The 26317-nt window shown below is 67.1% G+C and carries 29 protein-coding genes; 19 read left to right on the plus strand and 10 right to left on the minus strand.

Going from position 1 to position 26317, the window contains the following annotated elements; all coding sequences use genetic code 11:
* The first annotated feature begins 275 nt into the window (after positions 1-275).
* From ACFY1U_RS15150 to ACFY1U_RS15165, 4 genes are all read left to right on the plus strand, one after another.
* Positions 276-911 (plus strand): hypothetical protein, encoded by a 636-nt coding sequence (locus tag ACFY1U_RS15150; protein WP_390694593.1) that lies wholly within the window; start codon positions 276-278, stop codon positions 909-911.
* Between the two features lie 87 nt (positions 912-998).
* The gene (locus tag ACFY1U_RS15155) at positions 999-1601 is read left to right on the plus strand and encodes an SdpA family antimicrobial peptide system protein (protein WP_390694594.1); all 603 of its coding nucleotides are present in this window, start codon (positions 999-1001) and stop codon (positions 1599-1601) included.
* The gene (locus tag ACFY1U_RS15160) at positions 1595-2053 is read left to right on the plus strand and encodes a hypothetical protein (protein WP_390694595.1); all 459 of its coding nucleotides are present in this window, start codon (positions 1595-1597) and stop codon (positions 2051-2053) included. Before ACFY1U_RS15155 ends, ACFY1U_RS15160 begins: the two co-directional genes overlap by 7 nt.
* On the plus strand, positions 1999-2559 hold the full coding sequence (locus ACFY1U_RS15165) for an HTTM domain-containing protein (RefSeq protein ID WP_390694596.1): 561 nt from the start codon (positions 1999-2001) through the stop codon (positions 2557-2559). The genes ACFY1U_RS15160 and ACFY1U_RS15165 overlap by 55 nt, the downstream gene beginning before the upstream one ends.
* Here the strand turns inward: ACFY1U_RS15165 and ACFY1U_RS15170 are convergent.
* From ACFY1U_RS15170 to ACFY1U_RS15190, 5 genes are all read right to left on the minus strand, one after another.
* Complete coding sequence (locus ACFY1U_RS15170) at positions 2472-2828, minus strand: GntR family transcriptional regulator (RefSeq protein ID WP_390694597.1); 357 nt, start codon at positions 2826-2828, stop codon at positions 2472-2474. The genes ACFY1U_RS15165 and ACFY1U_RS15170 overlap by 88 nt on opposite strands.
* Before the next feature lies 1 nt (position 2829).
* Positions 2830-3612 carry a hypothetical protein gene (locus ACFY1U_RS15175; protein ID WP_390694598.1) on the minus strand — a complete coding sequence of 261 codons (783 nt, stop codon included), beginning with the start codon at positions 3610-3612 and terminating at the stop codon, positions 2830-2832.
* 392 nt (positions 3613-4004) lie between these two features.
* The gene (locus ACFY1U_RS15180) at positions 4005-5561 is read right to left on the minus strand and encodes a LacI family DNA-binding transcriptional regulator (protein WP_390694599.1); all 1557 of its coding nucleotides are present in this window, start codon (positions 5559-5561) and stop codon (positions 4005-4007) included.
* Between the two features lie 37 nt (positions 5562-5598).
* Entirely contained in the window at positions 5599-5976 is a 378-nt protein-coding gene (locus tag ACFY1U_RS15185; protein ID WP_390695206.1) for a helix-turn-helix domain-containing protein, read from the minus strand.
* A 72-nt stretch (positions 5977-6048) separates the two neighbouring features.
* Entirely contained in the window at positions 6049-6306 is a 258-nt protein-coding gene (locus ACFY1U_RS15190) for a helix-turn-helix domain-containing protein (RefSeq protein WP_390694600.1), read from the minus strand.
* A 512-nt stretch (positions 6307-6818) separates the two neighbouring features.
* On the opposite strand from ACFY1U_RS15190, the gene ACFY1U_RS15195 reads away from it, so the two are divergent.
* The 5 genes from ACFY1U_RS15195 to ACFY1U_RS15215 all read left to right on the plus strand — a co-directional run bounded on the left by ACFY1U_RS15195 (position 6819) and on the right by ACFY1U_RS15215 (position 12403).
* Positions 6819-7760, plus strand: coding sequence for a hypothetical protein (locus ACFY1U_RS15195; protein ID WP_390694601.1), 942 nt, complete (start codon positions 6819-6821; stop codon positions 7758-7760).
* The gene (locus ACFY1U_RS15200; protein WP_390695207.1) at positions 7757-8458 is read left to right on the plus strand and encodes an ATP-binding protein; all 702 of its coding nucleotides are present in this window, start codon (positions 7757-7759) and stop codon (positions 8456-8458) included. Before ACFY1U_RS15195 ends, ACFY1U_RS15200 begins: the two co-directional genes overlap by 4 nt.
* Positions 8459-8687: 229 nt before the next feature.
* Positions 8688-9968: a hypothetical protein gene (locus ACFY1U_RS15205; RefSeq protein ID WP_390694602.1), complete on the plus strand. Its 1281-nt coding sequence runs from the start codon at positions 8688-8690 to the stop codon at positions 9966-9968.
* Positions 9969-10016: 48 nt separating this feature from the next.
* Positions 10017-10694, plus strand: coding sequence for a MobC family plasmid mobilization relaxosome protein (locus tag ACFY1U_RS15210; RefSeq protein ID WP_390694603.1), 678 nt, complete (start codon positions 10017-10019; stop codon positions 10692-10694).
* Positions 10691-12403: a relaxase/mobilization nuclease domain-containing protein gene (locus ACFY1U_RS15215; RefSeq protein ID WP_390694604.1), complete on the plus strand. Its 1713-nt coding sequence runs from the start codon at positions 10691-10693 to the stop codon at positions 12401-12403. Before ACFY1U_RS15210 ends, ACFY1U_RS15215 begins: the two co-directional genes overlap by 4 nt.
* Positions 12404-12970: 567 nt before the next feature.
* Here the strand turns inward: ACFY1U_RS15215 and ACFY1U_RS15220 are convergent.
* The 3 genes from ACFY1U_RS15220 to ACFY1U_RS15230 form a co-directional block, all read right to left on the minus strand.
* Complete coding sequence (locus tag ACFY1U_RS15220) at positions 12971-13669, minus strand: hypothetical protein (RefSeq protein ID WP_390694605.1); 699 nt, start codon at positions 13667-13669, stop codon at positions 12971-12973.
* Between the two features lie 94 nt (positions 13670-13763).
* Entirely contained in the window at positions 13764-14063 is a 300-nt protein-coding gene (locus ACFY1U_RS15225) for a hypothetical protein (protein WP_390694606.1), read from the minus strand.
* A 260-nt stretch (positions 14064-14323) separates the two neighbouring features.
* Entirely contained in the window at positions 14324-15115 is a 792-nt protein-coding gene (locus tag ACFY1U_RS15230; RefSeq protein WP_390694607.1) for a DUF317 domain-containing protein, read from the minus strand.
* Positions 15116-15358: 243 nt separating this feature from the next.
* On the opposite strand from ACFY1U_RS15230, the gene ACFY1U_RS15235 reads away from it, so the two are divergent.
* Positions 15359-15991 (plus strand): DUF2461 family protein, encoded by a 633-nt coding sequence (locus tag ACFY1U_RS15235; RefSeq protein WP_390694608.1) that lies wholly within the window; start codon positions 15359-15361, stop codon positions 15989-15991.
* Positions 15992-16324: 333 nt separating this feature from the next.
* On the opposite strand, the gene ACFY1U_RS15240 is transcribed toward ACFY1U_RS15235, so the two are convergent.
* Both ACFY1U_RS15240 and ACFY1U_RS15245 read right to left on the minus strand, forming a co-directional pair.
* Positions 16325-16765, minus strand: coding sequence for a hypothetical protein (locus ACFY1U_RS15240; RefSeq protein ID WP_390694609.1), 441 nt, complete (start codon positions 16763-16765; stop codon positions 16325-16327).
* A gap of 63 nt (positions 16766-16828) precedes the next feature.
* The gene (locus ACFY1U_RS15245; RefSeq protein ID WP_390694610.1) at positions 16829-18019 is read right to left on the minus strand and encodes an amidase domain-containing protein; all 1191 of its coding nucleotides are present in this window, start codon (positions 18017-18019) and stop codon (positions 16829-16831) included.
* Between the two features lie 188 nt (positions 18020-18207).
* On the opposite strand from ACFY1U_RS15245, the gene ACFY1U_RS15250 reads away from it, so the two are divergent.
* The 9 genes from ACFY1U_RS15250 (at position 18208) to ACFY1U_RS15290 (ending at position 25436) form a co-directional block, all read left to right on the plus strand.
* Positions 18208-18432: a hypothetical protein gene (locus ACFY1U_RS15250; protein ID WP_390694611.1), complete on the plus strand. Its 225-nt coding sequence runs from the start codon at positions 18208-18210 to the stop codon at positions 18430-18432.
* Positions 18433-18477: 45 nt separating this feature from the next.
* Positions 18478-18732, plus strand: coding sequence for a hypothetical protein (locus ACFY1U_RS15255; RefSeq protein WP_390694612.1), 255 nt, complete (start codon positions 18478-18480; stop codon positions 18730-18732).
* 148 nt (positions 18733-18880) lie between these two features.
* Positions 18881-19210: a hypothetical protein gene (locus ACFY1U_RS15260; RefSeq protein ID WP_390694613.1), complete on the plus strand. Its 330-nt coding sequence runs from the start codon at positions 18881-18883 to the stop codon at positions 19208-19210.
* On the plus strand, positions 19207-20649 hold the full coding sequence (locus tag ACFY1U_RS15265) for a hypothetical protein (protein ID WP_390694614.1): 1443 nt from the start codon (positions 19207-19209) through the stop codon (positions 20647-20649). Before ACFY1U_RS15260 ends, ACFY1U_RS15265 begins: the two co-directional genes overlap by 4 nt.
* Before the next feature lie 84 nt (positions 20650-20733).
* Complete coding sequence (mycP, locus tag ACFY1U_RS15270) at positions 20734-22026, plus strand: type VII secretion-associated serine protease mycosin (protein WP_390694615.1); 1293 nt, start codon at positions 20734-20736, stop codon at positions 22024-22026.
* Between the two features lie 284 nt (positions 22027-22310).
* Positions 22311-22601, plus strand: coding sequence for a DUF6317 family protein (locus ACFY1U_RS15275; RefSeq protein ID WP_390694616.1), 291 nt, complete (start codon positions 22311-22313; stop codon positions 22599-22601).
* A gap of 2 nt (positions 22602-22603) precedes the next feature.
* The gene (locus ACFY1U_RS15280) at positions 22604-23836 is read left to right on the plus strand and encodes a WXG100 family type VII secretion target (RefSeq protein ID WP_390694617.1); all 1233 of its coding nucleotides are present in this window, start codon (positions 22604-22606) and stop codon (positions 23834-23836) included.
* Positions 23837-23843: 7 nt separating this feature from the next.
* A complete protein-coding gene (locus ACFY1U_RS15285; RefSeq protein ID WP_390694618.1) occupies positions 23844-24419 on the plus strand; it encodes a hypothetical protein in 576 nt (191 codons plus the stop codon).
* A 336-nt stretch (positions 24420-24755) separates the two neighbouring features.
* Entirely contained in the window at positions 24756-25436 is a 681-nt protein-coding gene (locus tag ACFY1U_RS15290) for a tetratricopeptide repeat protein (protein WP_390694619.1), read from the plus strand.
* The last annotated feature ends 881 nt before the right edge of the window (positions 25437-26317 follow it).

Raw genomic sequence — 26317 nt, forward strand, 5'->3', positions numbered from 1 at the left:
TTCACGGGGAAAGTTCATGCGCTCGCGTGTTACGTACACGCTCTTTCGGCCTGCCCGGAGAACGCGCGAATCCGCTTTCCTCAAGTCGCCGCGCTCGCCGCGGCGGCAGTCGGCCTGGCGATGACTGCGGAACCGAGAGCTGCCCGAGCTCGACCAAACCAGCTGACGATTCCATCGAAGATCGGGGCTCGTGCGACACCGATGGAGTGGCTGGACCGCCGAAGTAGATGGCGGAGGTCGGGCTGAGCAACAGACGAACACACAAGAAGAAAGGTATGCACGTGAAGAGAGCCATTCTGGTCTCATTAGCCGCAGGATCACTCCTGGCCGGCGGTGCTATCACGGCAGCCCATGCGGCTGACGTGCCCGCCGGCTCGGTGGTGAGAGCATCAGCCCCTGTGCACGTGGCCGATGCGCGCGCAGACGGCAAGGCACTGTTCACCGGCCTGTACTTCGGCCAAGGGACGGTCGGCGACAAGCTGCTGAAGAGTGACGCCTTTATCGGGGACCGCACCGGTCAGCTGAAGAAGAACAGCACTCCGGAGGCGCGTAAGGCGATCGCGGAGCTGGCCGCTGCGATCGACAAGGCTTCCCCGGATTTCTTCGCCAAGTTCTCGGCGAACGTCCGGAGCGGCAATCCCTTCCGGGTCAAGGACGCTGTCGACACCGGTACCGCCCAGATCGAGAAGATCGCCAAAGCTCAGTCGGACGACGGCTCGGGCATCGGCACCTGCGCGGTCACCGTGAACGTCGTGGCGTTCGTCAACGTCGTGGGCGGCATCAACGTGGCCTCGCAGGTCAACGTCGTGCTCGAGCTTGCCCTGTGGTGGTCAGCGCCGGCCGGTGACCTCGCCCCGGAGAAGAGCGATGAGCAGATCGCCGCCTTCACCGAGCAGCTGCGCACAATCTGACCCACTCACCGCCGTGCGGCAGGCAGCTGTCCGGCTGTCTGCCGCACTCCCCGCCCGCCCCGGGCGAGCTGGAAGGACACATGGGGTATGCCGAGGCAGAAAGAATGGCAAGACCGACTACCGCTGACGGTGGAACAGCCGCGTTCCACCGCCAGCTTTTCCCGGCGCTGGGTGATGTTGACTACCGTGGCCTGGCTGCTGCCTGCGCTATACGTGATTCAGATTCACCTCCCGGGCAACACCCTCACCTTCCCTGGGCAAAAGACTGTTGCGCCCACCGTCGGCCGACTGGTTCCCCAGGGCTGGAGCTTCTTCACCAAGTCGCCCCGCGACAGCGAACTGCAGCCCTACGTTCTGCACGCCGGTGCCTGGGAGGATCGGCTGCTGGCCCCGCATGGTGCCCCGCACAACGCGTTCGGCCTGAACCGCCGTTCGCGCTCCCAGGGCATCGAGATGGCGCTGCTGCTCGCAGAAGCTCACGGACTGCGCTGGACAAAATGTGATCGCGACCTGGCGGCGTGCCTCGGCGAGGCAAAGGAGCCGGGCAGGGCCACCAACCGGACTCCCGAACCGACGCTGTGCGGCCGAGTGGCGCTCGTGGAGCAGAAGCCAGTGCCTTTCGCCTGGCGCGACATCATGCACACCACCCACACCCCCGACCGTCTCACCGTCCTGGACATCACATGCTGAGTCGCACGCCGGTGCATGCCCCCTCCCCCTGGACGAACATCTACGGCCTCACCCGCACCTTCCTCGCGCTCGGCACCCTCCTGACCCTGGCCTTCAGCGACTCCGCGACGCTGTTCCGCCCGGTGGCTTTCCAGGGCAACCACCCCACGTGCCACGGAGTCGAGGCCAGCGGCGCCTTCTGTCTGGTCCCTGGCCACAGCCTGGACGTCATGCGGTGGGTCTGCGTGGCGGTCCTGCTCGTGGTGGCCAGCGGTTGGCAGCCGCGGTTGACCGCGCTTCCCCACGCTTACATCAGCTTCAGCGTCTTCACCGGCATCGCGATCGGTGACGGCGGCGACCAGATGACCACTGTGCTCACCTTGTTGCTGATACTCCCCGCTCTCGGTGACCGCCGCCGATGGCACTGGAGCGCGCCGACTCCCCCACCGAACACCCGCGCTGGCTGCTGCTGACCGGTACCAGTGCGCTGGTCGTCGTACGGCTGCAGATGTCATTCGTGTACTTCCAAGCCTGCGTGTCGAAGCTTCCGCATGCAGAGTGGGCGGATGGCACCGGCATGTGGTACTGGGGCAACAGCCTGGCCTTCGGGGCCGCGGGATGGCTTCATCCGCTGATCGGCCCGGTGCTCGCCAACCCCGTCGGCGTCGCCGCACTGACCTGGACGCCACTGTTCATCGAGATCTCCCTGTCAGCTGCACTGCTGGTACCGCAGCGGGTGCGTTACGTGCTCCTCGCGGCCGGCATGAGCTTTCACCTGTGCATCGCCGTGATGATGGGCCTTTGGAGCTTCGCGCTGGCGATGTGGGCGGGCCTGTTGCTCCTCTGCCTGCCGCTTGGCGGGGAGTTGCGCATCACCAAGCCGCCTTCCGGTCACGGATCCTCCGACCAGCAAGATCGCAGCAAGGCAACGGCCCTGGACTCGGAAAAGCCAGCCTCACGAGCCGCCGCCACCAGCTGAAACGCGGCCTCACGCAGTCTCGCCTGCGCTGGAACAGCGATCACCACGGCCCCCCGGCCGCGACGGAGGTCGATCAGCCCCTCGTCACGCAGCTGCTGGTAACCGCGCAGGACGGTGTGGACGTTGACCTCCAGGAGCTGTGCCAAATCCCGGGCGGCGGGCAGCCGGTCGTCCGGGTTGAGGGCACCCTCGGCCAGTGCCCGCCGTACGGAGGCGGCGATCTGTTCCGCCAGCGGGACCGCAGAGCCAGCGTCAATACGGATCAACATCTCAGGGGTCCCGTCGAGCGTTCCGGGCCAACAGGTCATTCAGCAGCCCGGCCGCCGTCGCGGCATCGTCCACAACCACCACGAACTCCCGACCGTCGTCCAGCCCCAGCCACAGCGCCTGCCCTGACCTCAGGGCCAGCCCGCGCCGGCCCTTGGTGATCCGGTACCCCCAGCCTCCCAGGTCCGGCAACGGCCGAAGCTCAGCGGTCCACGCCCTGTCGATCCGCTGAAGCGGGATATGGATCCGGGGCGCGGGGAGCAAAGGTGGCCGGATGGTCAGTCCACCGCCGTCGACAATGGCCCGGCTGCCGGCCATCACCGCGAGCAACAGCCCCACCGGCCACAACCAGAAACCAGGAGCCCAGCCGAGAACACCCGCAGCCACCACGACGGCCGCGCCCAGTACCCCGGCACCTATCAGCCACCTCGGACCGACGCCACGAACCCATACAACCTTCTCACCCGGCCTCAGGCCCACGGATCCAGAGGCTGCCGACCCACCTGCGTCGGCGGAGCCGTCACGAGGCACAAGCACCAACGCCGCTCCCGCGGCGGCCGTGGCCAACCCTGCGGCAACAGCCAGGTGCCACAACGGCATCCGCACCTCCTCAGCGGTGGCAGCGCCAGCGTTCACCAGCACCGCCACCGTGAACAGGTACCCCAGAGACACGCCTGCGGCCGCCGACGTGGCGTAAAGCGTCCTCAGGGTGAGCGCCCCTCGTACCGCGCTCCGGGACGCTCCTACTCCCAGAAAGAGCAGCGTCAGCTCGGAGATCAGCAGCATCGCCACTGGGGACGCGGAGCGGTTGGCATCTCCCCCGTCACCGAAGTGCACGGCCATGGGATCCGGCAGGTCCGACCAGGACACTGCGAACACCACGGCCACCACCAATGCGGCAACCAGGCAGGGGAGTCCGGCGAGCCACTGCGCCGGGCCCAACGGCTGACCGTGAGACGTCCGATCGGGGCTGGCCATTCCGTCTCCTCGTAAGTTATTCGCTTAGGACTAGAACAACTAGAGGTTATCCTTCTCCGCCTCGACACCGTCTGCCATGTTCCAGCCACATTGAGAAGCGGCGCACCTCCTCTTTGAATGGGTCACCACCGCAAGCAACGTTCGTGCTGCGGTTACCGCGGCCGTTCTCCGTGCGGTTTAGGCCCGGCACCTGCACGTCCTCACCTTGCATCGCGCCGTCGGTATGGGGCATGCCCCTCATGCACCGTCGCAGAGTCACGCGCCCGCAGGAGTCGGTCTAGGACGACGACCGAGGACCGTGAATGCATCCTCCGGCGGGCATCCAGCGACTCCCCCCATTGCTCAGTCAGGCCGACCTTGAGACGCTCACGCATCCCAGGGGTCACGTGGGCGTACCGCGCCGAGACCGAGCCGTCGATGTGGCCCATGCGCTCGTCCATCAGCACCTTCTCGGTGCCGAGGTCCTCCATGTGCGTGCGGTGGGAGTGCCGCAGGCCGTGCGGGGTGAGCCCCCTGGCGATGGGCAGCCAGCAGGCGTCGGCACGGCCTTGGGCGTTGCGGCCACGGACCGGGACACCGGGCCAGGGTTCGCCGAGCAGGGGGACCGGGCGGGCCTCCTGAGGTGCCTTCTTCGGGTACCAGCCGGAAGTGGCAGGCGCGAACAGCCAGGTGGCGAAGCCGTTGCGGCGCCAGTGGGCGGCGTTCTCCGTCGGGGTACCGCCACGGATGAAGTTCAGGTCGGCGATGGCGAGTTCGACGCGGGCGCGGGTGTCCTCCCGTACGCGATCGGGGTGATTGAGGACGTTGGACACGGTGCCGGTGGAGACGTCCGCGCGTCGGGCGACGTCCACCAGCTTGGCACCGGTGTGTCCGCCGGTGCGGGCGGTGCCCTGGCCACGGAAGACGTAGCGCTGTCCGTGGCAGGGGCACGGCGTCGGTTTCGTACGGGCGACGTGGTCGGCGACCAAGGCCGACAGCCAGTCCATCGCGTCGATGGTGCGGTAGCTGTCGTCCTTGGGCGGGCAGCGGATCAGCTCACCCGAGTCCAGTTCGTACAGCTGGTGTTCCACACGTACGGCTCCGGGCCGGGCGAACTGAGTCTCCAGGCCGACGATTTCGCCCCACCGCATCCCCGTGTAGCCCTTGAGGATGACGGCGACGAACTCATCGTCGCGACCGGACAGCAGGGCTGCGCGTTCGGCGATGAGGAGCAGTCCGAGCGGGTCGGTGATCACCTTCTCGGGACCGCGGTCGCGGGAGCGGCCGGCGCGTTTACCGCGCCCGCGCCGCTTCGTTGCGGGGTTGGACGCGATGAGGCCCTCGTCCACGGCGTCTTCCAGGATGAGGTGAAGCGTCGAGCGCCACGTCTTGACGCTGGATGCCGCGTAGGCGGCCTTCTCCCGCTTCTCCCAGGTGTCCACATCCGTGCGGAGGATGCCGGCGAGGGCCTTGTCCTCGAACTCGGGGAGCAGGTGCTCCTCGATGTGGCGGCGGTAGTTCTGCATCGTGGACGCGGCCAGGTCCTGGGCGTCGTACCAGCGGCTGGCGTATTCGCCGAAGGTCTCCTGTCCAGCCGCCGGGTCGCGCCAGGTGCCGTGCCGGACCTTGGCCTCTTCCTCGTCCGCGGCCTGCTTGGCCTCCCGCTTGGTGGCGAACTTGAGCACCGCGCCCGTCGGGTCGACGACGGTGCCGTACTTGCCCTCGCTGACCTTGTATCTACCGCGCCAGTAACTGCCGCGCTTCTCGGCGAAGCCCACGCCTCGCATCCCTCCTTCTCTGATGTGCCAGGTACAGCTAGGCGGCAGTGCCGTACTGGGACCTGCGCGGCGGTCGTGCCCTTAGACGTGGGGCGGGTGAAGTGGAGGGCCTCGTCTCCCCCGTCGGCCGCGACTTCGTCATGGTCGACTCGGACGGGCTGACCGGTGATGGCGTCCTCTGGGCTCGCTGCGGCGCCGGCTCCTCGTGGATGCGGATGATCGCGGCGAGGTGGTCCGCGGTGAAGCGGTAGGCGCGGCCGACCCGTGTGTGCGGTATCAGGCGCCGACGCGCGCGGTCCTTGACCCACCAGGCCGAGCAACCGAGAGTCTCGGCGATCTCCTCAGGCCGGTAGAGGCGGGGCAGGGCGGCTTCACCATCCGTTCGGTGCGGAAGGCGAGCAAGGGAAGGGGGCATCGAGGGGTGGGGCAAGAGGGGTGGGTCCTTCTCGGTGGAGGATGTTCGATCAGCAACGGTGGGTGGCCCGTCTCAGGTGGCGCTCGGTCCCTCCAGCAGCACGAGGGGTGAGACGAGGAGTGCTTCGGCTATCGCGACGAGGTCGTCGACGTCGCAACGCCGCTGGGCACGTTCGATCCGGGACAGCATCGTGTTGGTCATCGGACGGCCGAGGGCAGTGACACGGGCGGCGAGCTCGCGCTGGGCGAGGCCGCGTTCGGTGCGGAGGATTTCGATGGTGCAGGCGGTCCGTATTCCGGCCGGACCGATTTCCAGGGATCTTGCTGCCATAGCTCCATTTGTAGCTCCCAATCGCCGGTTTGGTTAACCGGCGATCGTCGGCTATGTTGCGCCCGGCATAGCGGCCGGGACCTATCTGCAGGCCGGGTTTCGAGCATCCGGTTTGCGGTGTCTTCGTAATCTCGGAGACATGCTCTGACGTGGGGTGTTGTGTTGTAGCTTGCGCACGCAGCGGGAGTCAACGGGTTCTCGATGTGATGCTTCTGGCTCCATCTGACGGAGCATTATTTCGGCAACCGGCGATCGTGCCCTACAGTTTTGGGACCGCCCTCCACCGCCTTCTTTTTCGGCAGCCTTTCTGCCGTCAGAGATGGCGCGGGATTGGGCTGGACTTGCGCGGCCCGGGTGTGGCTATGTTGACGACACCCCCGGAAAGCGCGCCCGGCCATCAGCGCGCCCCGCGCCGCCGACCGGCCAACTCCCCTCCCCTGACGCCCGTACCGCCCATCGACGGTGAACCGTGGGCTCCTGCCCGCCTGCAACCGAGTGAGGAACCGCCCCTCTTGGCTCGAATCCGCACCATCAAGCCCGAAGCCTTCGTCTCCGAGTCCCTGGCCGCCGTCTCCCTGACCGCCGAGCGCACCTTCCTCGGCCTGCTCACCCAGGCCGACGACCAGGGCCGCCACCGCGACCACGCCGCGATCGTCGCCGGACAGCTGTGGGTGCTTCGCCCCGAGCACGGGCCCTCGGACGTCGAGACGGACCTCGCCCAGCTCGCCGACGCCGGACTGATCTGCCGCTACAAGGGGCCGGACGACAAGCGGTACCTGCACATCGTCACCTGGCATCAGCATCAGAAGATCAACCGGCCCAGCAGGAGCCGTCTCCCTGCCTGCCCGCACCACGACGGCCATGCCGGAGCCGCGCCGGGCGTCGCCGTTCTGGCTGCGGGGGCTGGCATCACGGAGCCCTCACCGCAGTCTCACGGAACTCTCCGTGAAAGCTCCGGACAAGTGCGCGAACCTGCGGTGAATCCCGGCACCGATGACAAAGCTGCAGGTCAGAGCGATTTCACGGAGCCCTCCGTGAGGGAGCACGGAGGACTCAGTGAGGCGGCAGTGACGGCTCAAGGTACGGATCTAGGACCTAGGATCATGGATCTAGGAAGTACCCCTTCGGGGGGCGCGAGCGCCCCCGCGCCCAACACCGTCTCGGCTCAGCATCTGATCGCCGAGTACGCCGCCGCCTGCACCCACCGCCCGCCCAAGGACGTCCTGGGCCATCTCGGCCGGGTCGTGCACAAGCTCCTCGGCGAGGGCATCGCCCCTGCCCACATCAGGGCCGGACTCGAACGTCACCGCGCCAAGGGCCTGCACCCCAGCACCCTGCCGAGCCTCGTCCACGAGGCCATGAACGCGACCCCCGCGATGCCGACCGCGCCGGTTGTGCACAGGGCGTGGACAAACCCGACCGACGTCGAAGCCGCCTTCGGAGGTGACCTCTGACCGCCACCCTCACCCGCGAGCCCCGCCGGGTCGGCCCGCTCGCCGAACGGCTCAACGGCATCCTGGCCGGTCGCGGCATCGACCCCGCCACCGTCGCCGCCGAGGAGCCGCAGGCCGAGCCCGTCACCGCGCTGGAGCTCGCCGACGCCCGGATTCCTGCCCGCTACCGCCGAGCCCTGGCCGACCACCCACAGGTCACCGCCTGGGCCGACGAGATCGCACGAGCCGGACGCCCCGGCCCCGGCGGACCCGGCATTGCCGAGGGACCGTCGCTGCTGATCGCCGGCCCCACCGGCACCGGCAAGACCCACCAGGCGTACGGCGCCGTCCGAACCCTCCTCAGCCGTGGCGTCCGCCTACGCTGGGAAGCAACCACCAGCGCCGACCTGCACGCACGCCTGCGTCCCCGCGCCGGCCACGACGGCGAACGGGAACTGCAGACACTCGTCCGCTGCCCGCTGCTGCTCCTGGACGACCTCGGCGCGGCCAAGACCAGCGAGTGGACCGAGGAGCTCACCTACCGGCTCATCAACCACCGGTACGAGCACATGCTCCCCACCCTCATCACCACCAACCTCCCCACCGCCGAGCTACGCACCGCGCTCGGCGACCGCGTCGCCTCCCGCCTCGCCGAGATGACCGAACGCGTCATCCTCACCGGCCCCGACCGGCGACGCCGCACCACGGCCCCCGCCTGACCGGCCACCCCAGCGCCTCCTCCCGGCCCTGGCTCGCTGCACCGTTCGCGTTCACACCTGCCCTGGCCCGCGCAGCCTCCTCGCGCAGGGGTGCTCAGCACTCCCCCGCGTTCGCCCTCCTCTTGCCTCTGCACCTTGGAGACCCACCCTGCTCCCTCTCCCCTTCGCGCCCCTGGCTGCCCAGAGCAGCGGCACCCCGCTCCTGCCGGACTGGGCCACCTCCCCCGCGGTGACCGTGGTGCTCCTCGTCCTGCTCGTGGTGTCCGCCCTGTTCGCCGGATGGACGATCCGCCAGCAGCCGTCCGCCACCAACCGCCGGCGCGGGACCATCACCGTGCCCGTCGCGGCCATGGCCGCGATCGGCTGCACCGCGTACAGCGCGGACACCAGCTGGCGGTTCGCCGCCGACTACCTCGACATGGGCGGCACGACCGAGCGTGTCGCGATGTTCGCCGCCGCCGAGCTCGCGCTGTTCGCCACGGCGCTGATGGCACGCCAGAACCTCAACGGCCCGAAGCAGGCACCCGGCACACCCGGAACCCTCACCTGGGTCATCACCGCCGTCCAGATCCTGCCCGCCTACGCCGAGTCCGGGCTGCTCGGCGGCACGGTACGAGCCTTTGTCGGCCCCGTCCTGGCCGCGATTCTCTGGCATCTGGCCATGGGCATCGAACTGCGCCACCGCAGCCCCGACGCCACCTCACGCAGCCTGGCCGCCATCCTCATCCGCCAGGCACGCGAACGCGTGCTCGCCCGACTCCGCATCGCCGACCAGGACGCCGACGCCGCCCGACTCATCCGCGAGCGCGCACTGGCCGAAGCCGTCGCCCTGATCCTGCGCGCCGAGTCGATGAGCGACAAGAAGCTCGGCAGACGGCGGCGGCGACGTCTGACAGAGCGCCTGCACCAGGCTCTGGAGCGGGCCGACGTCGACGGCGATCCGCTCCAGGACGAGCTGCTGCTGCGCAAGCTCGCTACCCGCAGGCAAGCCCTCGGCCTCGCCTCCCTCACGCTGCCACCACGCTGGCAGGCCCCGGCCTCGTACACCGCCCGCGAATCCGGGCACAGCCGATCAGGCTCCGCCCACCCGGAGTCAGTGCAACGGGCAGAGCAGGACGCTGCCCGCCCACACCCATCAGACCCGGGCGACGACGAGGTGGCTCCGGCTGCCCGCCCGCAGCCTTCCCGTCCGGCGCCAGGGCTGCCCGCCCGGCCAGACACCGAAGACAGCCCGCCGCTCACGGGCAACACCTCGGGCAGCGCTCCGGGCAGGCGCGAGCGGAAACGGGCTGTCCGGAAGAAACGCGACGGCGGCAAACCCCGCGCCTCCGACGAGGTCATCCTCAAGTACACCCGCCGCATGTACGAGGAGACCGGCAGCGTCGGACGCGACCGGGTCGAGGACGCCCTGCGCGCCGCCAACTACACCGTCTCCAGTGACGACGTCGGACGAGTCGTCCGTGACTTCAAGGCCCAAGTCAAGGCAGAAGCCGACGCTCCACGCCGGTGACACCCGCAGCACCAACTCTCCCCACCACACCCCGACACGGAAGGCCCCATGCACTTTCCGCACCACCCAGACCCCACCACCCACGAGGACTCCCTGCCGATCACCCCTGCCCCAGGCGGAGCAAGCAATAGCGATGGACCGTCCACAGGCCGGTCCATCGCGGACACCTCCGCCCCAGGGGTGGCGGAGGAGCTGCTCCGGCGCGAGGGCGCGCCGGAGCAGGAGGGCGTGGGGCACGTCGTCGTCGAAGAACAGTCATCGTCTGCCGTCGCGCGTGCAGCCGACGAAGCCGCGCTCTATCGAGCCGCGCACCGCCGCACGGCCAGCAGCGAAGGCCGTCGCGAAGAGCGTGTGGATGCCCGCTACAGCGTCGATGAGAAGGCGCGGATCCTGGCCAAGGCGAAGTCGTTGGAGATCACGGGCGCGCACCTGGTCGGGGCGGTCGTCATGGCCTTCGTCAACGGCGAGGAGCACCTGCCCAACCAGCGCACCGTCTACGACGATGCGGTCGACGAGTTCGCCGCGCTGCGGGAGCAGATCGCCCGGATCGGCAACAACGTCAACCAGATCGCCCGCCGCCTCAACTCGGGCGGCGACCCACACCCTGTGGACACCGCGATCCTGCAGCGGGCCGAGCGCCTGCTCGCCACCACCCACGACACGGTCAGGGCGATCGACGACGCAGCCTTCCGGGCGGCCGAGCAGAAGGCGGGCGGCCCGAGGTGATCGCGAACATCGTCAAGCCCGGCAGCAACACCTACGGCGTGCTGGCCTACCTCTTCGACAAGGGCCGCGCCAACGAGCACACCAACCAGCACATCGTCGCCTCCTGGGACGACTTCATCCCCGACCCCGGCCCCTACGACAGCCCCGGCCACGAGCAACGCCTCGGCCAGCTCGCCAAGGCCCTGGATCTGCGGGTCAAGCAGGCCGGCGACAAGGCTCCGGACGGGCATGTGTGGCACTGCTCGGTGCGTGCCGCACCCCAGGACCGCGCCCTGACCGACGCCGAGTGGGCGACGATCGCCCGCCGCATGCTCCACGCGGCCGGCATCGCGCCCGAGGGTGATCCGGACGGTTGCCGCTGGGTCGCCGTGCGCCATGCGGACGATCACATCCACATCGTCGCCACCAAGGTCCGCGGTGACCTGCGTCCGCCACGGAACTGGAACGACTACCACCGCGCCATGATCGAACTCACCGCGATCGAGAAGGACTTCGGACTCACCCAGGTACCTCGTGGACCCGAAGCCGCCGTCGGCACCCCGGCCGCGAAGCGCCCCGCCCGCGCCGAGCAGGAGAAGGCCAAGCGGCAAGGCAGTGGCATGACGACGCGCGAGCGGCTGCGGCACACCGCGCGTGCCGCGCTCTCCCACGCCCAGGACCTGGACGACTTCTTCAATCTGCTCGCCGACGCCGGCCTCCGGGTCGAAACCCGCGCCCTGCCCTCCGGTGACCTCCAGGGCTACAAGGTTGCCCTGCCCGGCGACACCAACAGTGAGGGCGAGCCCGTCTGGTACTCCGGCTCCAAACTCGCGACCGACCTCTCCCTCCCCCAGATCCGACAGCGCCTGGCCGCCACCGAAGCGCCCACCGCCACCGCAGACTCACCGGCCGGGCACCGCCGCCCCAACGCATGGCACCAGGCCACCGCCGCCGCGGAGCGCATCCCGCACCACCTCGACCACGCCGACGAGGACATCGCCCAGGCCCACCTGACGGTCTTCGGCGAAGTCCTCTACGCCCTGCCCGCCCACGCCCCCGCCCACCTGAAGGCCGAACTCCAACGGGCCGCACTCGCCTTCGAACACGCCGCTCACACCCGTGCCCAGGTCGACCACCAGCACGCTCGCGCCCTGCGCAGTGCTCTGAAGGGCATGCGCTACCAGCCCGCCGACCACACCGCCCTGGCCATGCTCCTGGACGTCGCCATCCTCGTCGTCCTCGCCACCCAGCGCCGCAGCACCCTGCGCCACCACGACCGGCAGGTGGCCGCCGCCCGCCAGTCGCTCATCCATCTCCAGGCCGCCTACGACCAGATCGCCCCCATCAGCCTCGCCGCACTCGCCCGGCACCGCCCCACCGACGGAACCGTCCACCAGCACGTCCGCACCCTGCACGAGGTCCTGCCCGCCCACGCCGAGCAGATCCTCACCGAGAACGCCTGGCCCGCCCTCACCACCGCCGAAGCCGTCGGCCACGACCCCGCCAGCGTCCTCCAACAAGCCGCCCAGCACCGCCCTTTGGACGACGCCAAGTCGATCTCCGAAGTCCTCGTCTGGCGCATCCAACGCCTCAGTGAGCGGCACACCCCCGGTCCGGGTGCACGAGCCGCGCAGGCCCGCAGCGCTCGTGCTCAGGCCGCCTCACAGACCGGCGCCGGGATCCCGAAGGCGTACACGCCGCCGTCATCCCACACAGGCCGGTCCCGGTAGGAGGGCGACGGATCGTAGCCGTACACCCCCGGTTACCGAAACCGGGGATTCTCCGGACCCTTTGTATGGCCCACCCCCACCAACCGCTGACAAGGAGCACCCCGCATTCCCACCAAAGAACCCCTCCCCCAAGTCGTCATCCTGCTGTGCGACCTGTACCAGGACTACGGCTCTGGTGACTGGTTCCACCTCGACGGAAGGCCCATCACCGAGGAGGAATACAACATCGCTCACGAGGCCACACTCGAAGAGATCCGTGAGGCTGACGCGCAGACATTTCGCTACTACAGGTACCGGCTCAGGTGGCTCGAAGCACCCGAGGTTCTAGACCGGTTCCTCGAACCGTTCCTGGACCGGCTCGACGAGAAGTCCTTCGGTCACGCCATCGACATCATGAACGCGGACGAGCGAGCAAAGTTCCAGCAACTGGTCGACGCCGTGCTTGAACCGCTGCGCGCATTCACCCCGTACACCTTCTGACAGACAGCGGCACAGTCCGCACACCGATATGACGAAGGGGCGGTGGCAAGGATGCATCCCTGCCACCGCCCCTTCGCACTGCCGAGGTCAGCGTCCGCGTTGCCCCTTGTCCACGGCCTTCGCCAGGTGGGCGTCGACCACGCCAGGGCTTCCCGAGACGACCACCAGGACGTTGCCTGTGCGGACAGCCGTCTGCTTGACGACGCTGCGCTGCCCGCCAACGGAGTAGGCGAGCAGCTGGCTCCACTGCTCGTCGCCCAACCGGGCGACGAGCACCTTCTGAGTTGTGACCGTCACGGGTGTACCGCCGGCGAGGACCTGGTAGGTGGGGCAGGAGGTCATCGCCTCGAAGATCCGGCCCACGCTCCGCGAGAGCTTGCCCTCGGCGTCGCTGTACAGCTCCTCTTCCACCTCGGAGCCGCTGCCGCCCGCATAGGTGAAGGACGCCTTCGCCTCATGCGGGAAGTCGAAGCTGCCACCGACTGCGGCCTCGCTGCCGAGCTTCTCCAGCGCAGGGCAGCCGAGCACGGTCACGTCGTTGTGCTGCGCGGGGCGCTGCGGCGCGCGGGTGTAGCCCTCGCCCAGGTCACTCTCGTCCAGGAGCCGCTTGGCCAGCGCCGCCGAGGACAGCGGAGCGGACGCCGGGGCCGTCTCACCGTCCGGGCGTGCCGAGACGGTCGTCGAGGAGGTCGGGTCGATGGAGTCAGGGATGCCGGTCGAACAGCCCGCCAGGGCCAGGACGGTGAGGGCACTCAGGCTTAGGGCGGTCGTGGTGCGAAGGCGCATGCGAAACCCCTATGTGGCTGCGGAGCTGACGGTCTGACCAGGCCGACCCCCCGGCGCCGGCGGTCTGTAGGGGTAAAGGCAAGGGGTTTCGAGGTCAGTGGCCGAGGTGGCGCAGCCCGTCCTCAAGGGTGGGGTGCCAACGGTCGACCGGACCGGAGTTGCGGTTGTACCAGGCAGCGTCCAGACGAGGCTCTTGAACCTGGTGGCCGGCCCGGCAGCGCAGCCACACCGAGTCGTCGCGCAGGCAGAAGACGATCCAGTCCCGGTACACGCCGCACTCGGGGCAGGTACGGACCTCACCGTCGATCACAAGCGGCTGCTCCCAGCGCATCATCAGCCCTTCCACCTCCTGGCGCGAGGGAACCCGCAGATCCGGCGGAAGGAAGTCAGGCACCGGCGCCTCTTATGCGGCCGTTGCCACCGCACCAGAGGTGTGGTCCGGCAGGGGCCACTCCGCATGCATCTGCTGCAGGAGCGCGTAACCCGCGCGCTGGGCTTCACGGAACGCACGGTCCGCGCGAGCGCGTCGAAACAACAAGATCCTCTTCCTCTCTGTCGACTGGCGGGCGCAGGGCACGCCCCTCATACGTTTCAGCTTCAAGCCACGGAAATCAGCGACCAGCAGCACCACAGACGGCGTCTGGAGACAGGTCGTCAGCGGCGTCGGACGGTGAGCCGTCCCTCGGCGCTCTTGGGCAGCGTGCGGCGGGCCACCGGGACCGGCGAGGCAAGCGAGGAGGCGAACGCGGCGACCAGGTCATGCGGGACGCTGGCGCTGAAGCTGGCGCACCACAGATACGGAGCGCCGACAACTGGCTCAGCCCATACCTGCCAGCCCACCAGACCGGGGCGCGGGTCGGAGTCCTCGATGAGCGGCGGCACCATCTCCAGGGAGACGCACGTGGAAAGCCCGGGATCCATGGCGGTGGTACCGGGACGGTCCACGTCGCGGATCCAGCCCCGACCGCTGAGCGCGTCGAGGACCGTCGCCGGCCCCGCGAAACCAACGTCGGGCGCCTCGCGAGCGTCGATCGCAATGAGGAGATCGGCAAGCGCCTCGTACGGGACGTCGGCGGTGAAGTACGCGTTCCACTCCGTCATCGCGGCAGTGGCATACGGGCGGGCACTCAGCTGCCAGGCAACCGGTAGACCACCCAACTCGAACGGATAGGCCGCGAGAATCCACTCGGCACCGCACAACCCGTCCGGGCTCACATACAGAAGCGTGTGACGGGAGGTGGGCCACATACGCCAGCCGAGGCTGGCCAAGGTGCTACCAATCCGCTCGGCAAGCACACCGTCACCACCCGCCAGATGGAGCGGGGTGACCCAATACACGGGGTCCGGCGAGTCGGGTTGGAAGGGTTCGCTGGGATGGTGCGAGTGCAGGGGCGCCTCCTTCGGCTCAGGGGCAAGGTCTTCCGCCAGAGCGTTGTACGTTGACATGCTCCTGCAGCAATGCGCCAGTCATTGCGGGATCTTCGCTGTCTGCCCGCGGCGAACTGAAGTGTCTGCCTCTCACCGCCGGCTTCATATCGGCTGCACTCTTCGTGTTCCTCGACGGACTCGCCCACCGCTCACGGCACATCGAACTGGCCGGCGAGCCCCGCCGCAGCATCTCCCACCTTGTCTGGGGTTGCGCCTCCCTCACTCCCGGCGCCCGGATCACGAGTGAGCTAACCTCCGTGCATGCGTGGACAGTTCACCGGCTGGCCGGAGCAGGCCATGGACGTGTTGTGGCAGCTCCAGGGCGAACCGACCCACGCGACCCGCGAGCGCTACCGCACGGAACGCGAACGGCTGGTCCGGCAGCCGATGATCGCCCTGCTCAACGAGGTCGCGGACGCCGACCCCCGGTACGAGGACTTCTCCGTCTGGCACTACCGCACCAACTCCTGGTGGTGGCAGCACCAGGGCGCGGTGATCCGGCTCGGCCGCAAGATCGAGATCGGTCTTCGGTTCTCCCTGGACGGCCTGCGGATCCAGGGCGCCTGGTGGTACCCCGATCCCGGCCAGGTGGACATGTTCCGCAAAGCCGTGGCCTCGGAGGGGAGCGGCCGCGAACTGTCCGTCATCGTCGAGGACGTGCGGAAGAAGGGCTACGACATCTCCGGTGACGTGATGAAACGCGCCCCGCGCGGCTATCCGACCGACCACGCCCATGCCAAGCTGCTGCGTCACCGTTCACTGATCGCCGCCCGCCCCCTCGGCTGCGAGGAGTGGCTACACACCCCCGAGGCGGTCGACCGGGTCCTCTCGGCCGCCGCCGACCTGGACCCCCTGCTGATGTGGCTGGTCCGCCACGTGAAGCGCGCCGCCTGACATCACGAGGGCGCCGCGCGGCACGAGAGGAATCACACCCGTGCCGCCAGCCCCCGCGCTCAGAAGATGCGCACCTTCAGCGCCGACCGGTCGGCCATCGCCCGAAAATCATCCGGCACCTCTGCAAGGGGGCCAGCGCGGTCGAAGACCGGTAGCTGATCTAGGCAGAGATCCGGACCCGGCTCTTTAATCGCCGGCAGCCGTAGGGTCTGCGTCCCATAGGCACCTCAGGACCTTCGCCGGTACGTTCGGTTCAGTGCCGTCACTGGCGGATCCCACCGGCTGACGAGCGGCCTGCACCTGACTCCCGGCGCAGGCCGACCAACTGGCATGTCAGGAACCGGGTTTGTCGGTTGAGGCGGGTTCCTTGCCCGGCTCGGTCGGCTGGTGGGTGAAGACCACGAGGTGCCACGTGCCCTTCTGCCGCATCACGGTGAAGGTGTCCTGCAACGGCTTACCCGCCTTGTCCTCGGCCACAAGGCGGGCCGAGCCGGTGTCCGGGCCCATGTCGTGCTCGACCTGCACGCCCTTGATTTTCCAGCCGCGCCCGCCCCGGTCCGCGAGGATCTGCGCGGCTTCCTGCCTGGACCACTTCGCGTCCTTGACACCGCCGACAGCAATCAGGTCGGTGACACTGCGGGAGTTCAGCGCGGTCACATAGGCTTCGACGGCCTTGCGGGCACCGTCGGCGGACGCCGAACTCGAAGGGCTTGCGGACGCGACCTTGTCTTCAGAGGACGAGCAGCCGGATGCGACGACCAGGACGGCCAGCACGGCCAAGAGGCGTCGACGTTTCACAGCGCACTCCTAGTTTCTCCTGTGAGGGGCAGCAGCCTGTCACGTGCGGTGCGCGTACCACCAGGTGCGCGGATGGTCAGAAAGCAGCTTGTTCAGGCTTTTGTTGTGGGTGTCGCCGGTGTGGTACGTCAGGTACGGCGTACCCCGGTACTTCTTCGTGACGATCATCGTGTGGTCGACGTTGTTGTTCCGGTCCCAGTCAGCCTGCAGCACATCCGACGTGACCAGCTTCCACACGTTGTCGAGGATCTTGGTCCTCTTCGAGTGCTTGGTCGCGAACCAGTACCAGTTCTCGGCGCCCGCCCAGGTGTAGCTGGTCGTCCACGTCGTCGGCCCGTAGAACCAGTACTTGTTGCTGGTCCTCTGAATGATGGCGCCGCCCTTGGGACCCCATCCACCCTCCAACATCGCCTGCGAGATGAAGTTGGTGCAGTCGTTGCCGTACGTCCGGAAGGCGCCGTTGTGGTGATCCCAGTACTTGTCGGCGTAGGCCACCATCTTGTTGTAGTTGTAGCTGGCGGCGACCGTCGGCTTGACGACGTCATCGACCGTGGCGGCGGGCAGCGGAGTCGTGTCGGAGGGGGCGTCCTTGCTTCCCTCGTCCTCGTCCGCCTTACCGCCCCCATCGGCCGCGCCGGCGTCGACGTCCGTGTCGGAAACCTGTGTCGTCGGCGTCGGGCCGCCCTCCGTATCGGCCTTGTCGGACGACAACAGCCACGCACCGTCGGTGCCTTGGGTGTACGTCACCGTGTGCGGGAGCGAGAGCTCCTCGTACTCCGGCGCTCCCTGCTCGACCTCCTGCGCCGTGAACGGCAGGTAGAGGCGTGTGTGCTCGGTGAGTTGGAGCGTCGCTGTCTGACCAGAGACGGTGGTGTCGGTGACGTTCACGTCGACCTGCGCCTTCGTGTAGCCGCCGTCGACTTCCTTGTACCGCTTGCCCTTCTCCGCGAGGGCGGCGAGATCATCCTGCGTGCGAGCGGCCATGGCGCGCGTGGCCTTGACCTGGACGACGGCGGCCCTCACCGTCGGGCGGGACGTCGTCAGCATGTCGGCGCGCTGCTGCAGATAGCCCTCGGCGAGCTGAGCGAGTGCCGTGGTGTCGGCGTTCGCCGCGGTTGGAGCGGTCGGGTCAGCGGGTTGGGCGCTCGCAGGTGTGTCGATGAGCGCGAGCATCGCCGCGGTCGTGGTCACGGCTGCGGCGAAGACCCGTCTGTGCTGCGCAATGCGCATGAATCCCCCTTGATCACGGCTGACTGGTCGGGTCAGCCTGCCGATCAGGACGGCAAATTCGAACATCGCGTTCCCGTGTGACGTGTTCCCGATCCCGGAATGTCTGATTCCCGATCATGAAACAATTGGCAGAGCAAGGTTCCGCTCGACAAGCGGGAAGACTTCGAGAGCGAGCGGTAATGGCGTCCTTGGTCTACTTCAAGAAGCTGTCCGAACAACCGGACTCCATTCGCTACTCTTTCGGTGAAGACCCGGAAGAAATGGACCGTACGCTCACCGTCAACACGGCCAGCCGCACCTCGACTTCCGACGACGGCATCGCCGACTACACGTTCCTCAAGGCATCACGGAAGGTCCACTCCGTGTTCGAGGAGCGTAGACATTGGCCGGAACGGGGTATGAGCGTCAGCTGACAGTTCGGTGATGGCAGGTGTGAACCCCGAGTTGCGCGCGCTGACATGGTGGACAAGCGGGGCATCGCCCCTCAGCGCATCGAAGCAGCCCGCGCTCTCATCGCCATCGCCGACATGATCCAGGCCGCCCGGCATCGCCGGCATCTGCTGCAGCGCGACGAGAGGGAGGCCGGTCAGGCCGGCACGCACATCGCCGGGCGTCACGAAGTCGCTGACGCCGTTCCCATGCACGGCGACAGCGCACGAGCCCCGCTCAACGTCATCTGGAACCGGTGCGGCGCCGCCACCAGCGGCACCTGAAAGGCTGTTTGAACCCGGATCCCGCCATGGGCACCAAAAACCACTGTTCTCATCGAGGCCAGAAAGAGACCTGGGCGCTCTGCGCTGTCTGATGCCGCCGATAAGATTGCTAGCGCTATCAGTCGTACGGGGACAGGGGGCAGTCGCGGTGGCGAGCGGCGAGCTGAAGGTCGATCTCAGCGCACTGGACGGTGTGGTCACACAACTCAACCGGATCATCTCAAATCTGGGCGATACCACCTCCGACTCGCGCTATCAGACGTACCTGCCGGCCGGTGCACTGGGCAGTGCGGATTTCACTGAGGCGAACGATCTGCACATTGCGCACACGGAGATGAAGCAGCACCTCGAGGACATCGTCACCCATATCCACGGCCTGGTGGACGACTTCGGGACGAAGACGAAGAAGAACCACGGCGCGTACCAGGACCAGGAAGCGGAGATCGCGGCGGCGCTGTCGGACGGGGGTAGGTCATGAGCTCGGGCGGGAAGAAGAGCGACGGCTACACGTACGAGTACGTCCCGGCGGCGATGTGCTACGACGAGAAGGCCACGACCCCGTTCGCCGATCTGAACATGGATCAGATGAAGGCCATGGTCATCAACGCGAAGCCGGGCGTGGTTCACGATGTGGCCCGAGGCTGGCGCAAGGTCAACGATGATCTGGTGGGCGAGGACGGCGGCGGTGGATCGCGGCAGGATTTCCTGGCAGCGGTGCACGGGGTGCTGGAGCACTGGGAGGGCGAGGCTGCCGATCGCTTCAAGGCGCGAGCCGAGGTCATCGCGAAGAAGATGCAGGACGGCGCCCAGTACGCCCAGTACACCTCCATCGCGCTGGGCAGCGCGGCCACGGTGCTGGAGACCATCAAGCCCGAGGTCGAGGCGATGGAGAAGCCGGGGACGATCTCCAGTGGTCTTGACTTCGTCGGGGACGGGTTCTCGCACGACGACAGCGGCTACCAGGCGGACAAGCGGGCCGGGATGTCCACCCAGGAGGCCCTGGACAGGAACAAGGACGACCTCTCGGCGGGCAAGGAAGCCCAGTTGAAGATGGCCGTGAAAATGGAGCAGTTGGGGGCGGCGTACGCGTCGCAGACCAAGGCCATGGGTACGTGGAACCGCAGGCCGTTTGATGAGTCCGACGACTATCCCGGTGATCCCGGAGGCACGGCGCCGGTCCCGATCGTCGCGATCCCGACCGAGAGCGGCCCCATGCTGGTGGGCCGGACTTACACCAGTAGTGGCGCGTCGCGCGGCTCGAGCCGGTCGACCATCACGGCGTCCCCCAGCACCCCCCACCGCGTTGCCCATGCAGGCACTGGTTCCTCTTCAAAGACGTCCGCGCCCTCCGGGGTCGGCACGGATGTGGACGGACTTGCGACCAGCAGCTCTGGCGGCAGCAGCGTCGGGGACGGCGGCGGCCACGGAGGCGGAAGCACTGCCCGAGTCGGTGGCGCGGGCGGCGGTTCTGGAACAGGTGCTGGTTTGCCTGGTGTGCCCGGGGGCCCTGCGGGCGGCTTGGCCCGTGGTGGCAGCGCCGCCGGCGAAGGCTCCGCGGCGGGCAGCGGCCGCACGGGTGTGGGCGGTGTGGGAGCCGGGACCGGGGCAGGTGCCGGACGCGGCAACCAGCCCAGCGGCCGGGGTCCCCTGGCCCGTACGAAGGGTGGGTTGATCGGCGAACCCGAAGACACCCCCTCCACTGGAACTCGGGCCGGTTCCGGTCTGCACGGCAGCCGCGGTGGCACGACCGAGGGCCGCAGGGCGGCGGGCCTGACGGGCTCCGGACAGGCCGGCGTGGCCGGCCAGGGCCGCGGCAAGAAGAGGAAAGACGGTAAGCCGGTCCCGGACTATCTCGTCGAGGACGAGGAGACCTGGGTGCCCAAGCGGGACGACACCACCCCACCGCTCATCGAGTAGACACGATCGCGGCAGGACAGAAACGGGGCTCGCGTCATCCACTACGCGGGCCACGCCCGACGGGACGAAAGAGGGAAACAGGGCATGGGTCTCACGCGGACGCTGCGCATCGCGGGCAGTACGGCAGCGGTGGGGGCACTGCTCTTCGCCACCGCGACCACCGCGTCGGCGGACCAGGTCAGGAGTGACCAGTGGCCGCTCCAGGCCCTTCACGCCGAGGCAGTCTGGAAGATCGCGACGGGCAAGGGCGTCACCGTCGCCGTCATCGACGACGGCGTTGACGCCTCCCACCGCGACCTGAAGGGCAACGTCCTGCCGGGCAAGGACTTCATCGACGGGGACTCCGACGCCTCGCCCGCCGCGGGAGACAGCCACGGGACGGCCATGGCCGCCGTCATCGCCGGGCACGGACACGGTGTCAACGGTTCGGACGGCGTGAAGGGACTCGCCCCTGACGCGAAGATCCTGCCCCTCCGTGACAACGGGGGCCAGTCGGACGGTTTTGCCTCATCGATCAGGTACGCGGTGGACCACGGTGCATCGGTCATCAACATCTCACAGGGTGGAAGCCTGCCAACCGCCGGTGGTGAGGAGCAACAGGCGATTACGTACGCCCTTCAGCACAATGCGATTGTCGTGGCGGGGTCAGGCAACGAAGGGAAGAGCGGCACCGAAGCCGTCAGCTATCCGGCCAGCTACCCAGGCGTGGTGAACGTCGGCGCTGTCAAGGACTCCAAGGAGATCTGGGAGAAGTCCAACTCCGGTGCGAACCTCCTACTGACGGCCCCCGGCTACCGCGTCGTCTCCGCCGGCACGGACTCCGACGGCTACCGGATGGGCACCGGCACCTCCGACTCCGCCGCCTACGTCTCCGCCGCCTGCGCTCTCCTGCGCGAGAAGTTCCCTGACCTCACCGCAGGCCAGATCGTCAACCGCCTCACCAAGACTGCCGGACTCCCAGCCCCGGCCAAGGGTCTGAAGCTCCCTGACGAGAAGTACGGCTACGGCTACATCCGGCCTCTCGCCGCCCTTCAGCAGAACATTCCGGCCGGCTCCAAGAACGGCCCGCTCACCACGCCCGCATCCAATTCCACGGCAACGCCCGAGGACGGCGCCGCGGCGTCCTCCGCGTCCGATGATTCGAGCAGTGGACTGACCACCAACTCGGTCATCGCGCTCAGCACGCTGGCAGCCCTCGGTGTGCTCGTCGTGATCGGCGTGCCTCTGTTTCTGGTTCGGCGAGCGAAGCGCCGTCGGGCGGCGGAGCAGAGCCAGTTCAATCAGCAGGCCGGATATGGAAGTTATCCCCCGAACTCTTACCCCGGTTCCGCTCCGTACCAGCAACAGCCGCCGTCCGACCGCTATCCGCACCAGTAGTGCGCATATACGCGGTCGGCTGGAAGCGGGGTGGAGACCAACGTGCGGTGGACAACCAGAGCACCTTTGGCGGCAGCATCATCGAGTCCGACACCAGCTGGCTGCGCAAATACTCTTTGCGTCGGAGGCCGGGCGTTGGGCCCAAAAGCGGGCCCACGCAGAATTATGGTGCAGTTTTCTGTTCACCAGCCCTGCTCCCCCGCGGATGGGTGGATTTCCGGTCGGCCTCGGCCGGAGCAGGCCAACAACAATGCGAGGTTACCGGTTCCAGTGAAGGGGGATAAATGAGCGAGTATCACGTCGTCCTGGAGGACCTTGAGCAAGCCTACCTCGCTTTTTTCCGTGAAGAGCGAACGCTGGGCGAGCAGAAAAACAAGGTGCACTGCCCGGTTCCCGATTGCGGGGACTCTGACACGAACAAAGCGTGTCGAGATGCGCTCGACGTGGTGACGACCCTGTACGACCTCCTTACCGAGACGGTAAAAGATCACGGCGAGAAGATGAAAAAGGCTCACGACGGCTACACCAGGGATAACGATGACGTCATGAACCTTTTCAATACGCTGGAAGGCTGAACGTGTCCGACTCGTACGCAACAATCGAAGGCGATCGAAGCACGCTTTACTCCAGCGGTCAGGATCTGGCGTCCGCGTGTAGCGAGCTTGTCGAGATCACTCACGTCTTGAATACCCGGGTCCGTGATCTTGTAAACGATGCCGGCTGGTCGGGGGATGCCGCTGACAATTTCAAGCAAGACTGGCTCGTATCTTCAGCGGCGAGTGACGCCATCATCCAAGCGATGGGCCATATCTCGACCACGATGGAACACTTGGCGGTCGTCCTTGGTGAAGCCCAGAATGACCTTGATGACGCCAGAGACTATGCCAAGAAGCACGGTATTCCGCTTGACCCCGATGGGCACCCACTCCCCGTGACGATGGACATCAGCGAGTACGTGGCGCGCGCGGATGCAGCGGTGCAGAAGGCGAAGCGGGCGCGGTCGGATGCCGCGCAGAGCTTCGCCGCAATCGTCTCGCAGCTTGCTCCGGGTGGAAGTGACAACACCCTCGGAACGAGTGACAACGTCACGTTGGCGGACGCCGCGCGCACACTGTATGGAATTCCAGCCGCCCGCGCTGCGTTGAGCCGCGAGAAAATGGAACGCCTCAATCAAGAGCGTGTGGACATGAAGCGACTCCATCGCCACATGCCGAAGCAGTCACGGGAGTGGAAAGAGTTCCAGACAGAGCGACTTGCTAACCGCCGAGCGTTGCGGGAGGCGAATAAGATCCTCGCCGATGTCGAAAAGTCTACGTCGAAGTGGAAGTTCTCCGGCAAGACAGAATTCGAATTTTCACGGCTGCGCGAAAAGCTCAATCTCGACGGCCAGTTCAAAATCCTGGACAGCATCCCGATACTTGGCACGACAGTGGGCCTGGCGGGTATTTATCTCGCCTCCAAGGACGACATGGAGAAGGGTTGGGGTTTCTGGCATAGCGTTGGAGTTGAGACGGGCAGCACGGCGCTTTCTATGGCTGCGGGGGCCGCTATTGAGGCTGGTGCCGCAGAAAGCGTACCCGTCGCCGTAACTGTGGGTGCAAGTCTCGGCGTGGGGTATGTTGCTGGAACCTATGGCGACGAGCTGGTCAAAGCTGGCCATTGGGAACATAACATCCACACACATGGAGTGGTTTCCGGGATCGGGCACAGCATCGGCGACGCCTCTGCAACATGGTGGAAAGAGGACTTTAAAGGCATGGGCGACAAAATCAAAAACTCAACGGTGGATCTTTGGAATGATGTCTTCTAGTTCTAACGTGAAAGTCTCGCAGGTTGCGCCGGTCGATTCACTCGCGTTTGTCGGCAAGTCGTGGCGCAAGCGCGGTCTCATTTATTGGGTGGTTCGCACCTTCGTCGCACTCTTTTTTTTCCTGATGACGGGGCTGGTATTTGCCGCGGCCGTTGGAATCACCATCGGCATCATCGATGCAGGCGCCTCTCCTTGGGTTGCCGTTCCTGTGGTGGTGGCGGTGAGTGCGTCGAGTACTTTCATCACCGTCCGATCGGTGCTTCAGAAACAGCGTGAGCAGGCGCTTGTTGGTGATCACGAGCTGAAGCCTGAGCGTGCTAGAGATGGCGAGGCGAGAGCACGTAATAAGCGCATAGGTGGCAGTGCTGGAGCCCTCGGCTACGGTCTGCGTGCATTGGGTGGCATAGGCGCGTTCTTTGCCGCTATCTGCGTGCCAATCGCAGTGGGCGTCCTTCCGGTAATCCTCTGGTTCTGGTTGAAGCCTTTGGTGCCTGGTGAGCTCCGCGCTCGACGCAAGCTTGCACGCTGGCTCACCGTCCATGGCCGGGAGGATGAGATTCCGGCTGGCTGGAAGATGTCTTGATCCGTCGGGAGAGGATTGTAGAGGAGCCCCAGAAGCCCTCGGTGTGCCTCGCATGGATTAACTGTGCTGCTTGGACGTGACCATCCGTGGTGTTTTCGTGGGCTGGTGCTGCCGCCATCGTCGGAGACACCAGCGTGAACGCGGGGTTGATCTGGGCCGCTGTCGCCGCGCTGGTCGCACTCCTCGGGGTTCAGGCACAGCAGATGACGACCATCAAGGGGGAATCGGTGGACAACAGCACGTTCCCTGGTGGTCATTGGCCGGACGCCCTGGCTTGATGCCCGGCAGTGGCCCTTACTCCGATCCGCCCCTACTCCAGCCACAGGAAGGCGGCAAATGGAGAGCCGCCACTACATCGCGTACTGGCACGGCATGCTGGGCCGGTACGACACGGCGCTGGCCCTGCACGAGGAACTGCTGCGAGACCGGATCGCGGTGTTCGGCGAGGACCACGCGCAGGTGCTCTTCAGCCGATTCAACATCTACAAGTTTCTAGGCGAGTCCGGGCGTCGGCAGGAAGCACTCGACGGTTTCCGTGCGCTGCTTCCGGACGTGCGGCGCATCCGCGGCGAGGACCACCCCAACACGCTCCTCGCGCGACTGAACATCGCCCGCTACACCTGGGAACTGGGCGACCCAGCAGGCTCCCTGGTGCTGCACGAGGAACTGCTGGAGGACCAGCGGAAGGCACTCGGCAACACCCATCCCGCCGCGTTGATCACCCGCTTCAAGATGGCGATGCTCAAGGCCGAGCTGGGTGACTTGACCGTGGCGCTCGACGAACTGGACGTTCTGTTGGAGGAGCGGCTGGCCCGCTACGGCAACCCGCTACACCCCGAGGTGATCAGGACCCGGTTCGGGCGCGCCCAGGTCGTCGCGCGGCAGGGGGACGTCGAGAGCGCCATGGCGCTGCTGCTCGAGGTCCGGGACGACCGCGCACGGGTCCTCGGCGAGGACCACCCTGACACGCTGGCCGCACAGGCGGAGATAGATCGTCTGTCGGTCACGGACCTGTGAGACGGCGCGAGGCGGTCGGTGACGGTGGAGTCGGATGTGGTGCACGACCATCATTTGGTCGGCGCTCAGGGATAACCAACGTGGCCGCGCTGCACGGCTGATAGTCCGCCAAGAGACGGAATCGCTGGGAGCCATCTGGGAGCCAACCTTCTCCCCCAGCCCCTCTGAGACCACCGGAGACCACCGCACCCCAAAGCCCTGACCAGGTAAAACAGCACCAACTGGCGTCGATCTTGCCTGGGCCTAATTCGGGGCGAAGAGGTCGTGGGTTCAAATCCCGCCACCCCGACAGCCGAAACACGAGGTCAGGGCCGGTTCTCCTTCACGGGAAACCGGCCCTGACTCGTTCCGCGGGGTCCCTGGGGAGTAGATGGGGAGTGGATCAAGGAAATCGACTCCCCGACGTCACTCCCGACCCACGCTCAGCAGCACATCTAGCGCGCGCACCGGTGACCACGGGTACATGGCAGACCGTGCCGCCAACGCCAACGCCTCCTCCCACTCGGCGTCGGTGGGGGTGCGAGCACCGCCTGCATCCACGAGCACGCCTGCGTCCGCTGTTCCCTTCTTCGCCCTGATCCCGCCCAGCGCGGCCGTCTGGTCGAGATCCGCGACAAGCTCAGCAACCGCATCGCTGAGGCGGAACAGGAAGGCCGGCTGGGCGAGATCGAAGGCTCCGCAGCAGCCTGACCGGCGCCGAGTTCAAGATCAGCCAGATTGACACGGCATCCGAAGGAGGGTCGGCACTCCTCGGCGTGCCAGCACAGCGATAGTCCTTCGGCACCCGCTCTTCCGTTACCAACGGCATTGTCCAGGGTGAATCGCCGTTGTGGCAGGTCAGGGCTTGATCGCCCTGTCAGGCAAGTCAGGCTAGTTGCTCG

Origin of the sequence: Streptomyces sp. NPDC001351, assembly GCF_042896045.1 — a bacterium.
In the GTDB taxonomy this organism is placed as follows: domain Bacteria; phylum Actinomycetota; class Actinomycetes; order Streptomycetales; family Streptomycetaceae; genus Streptomyces.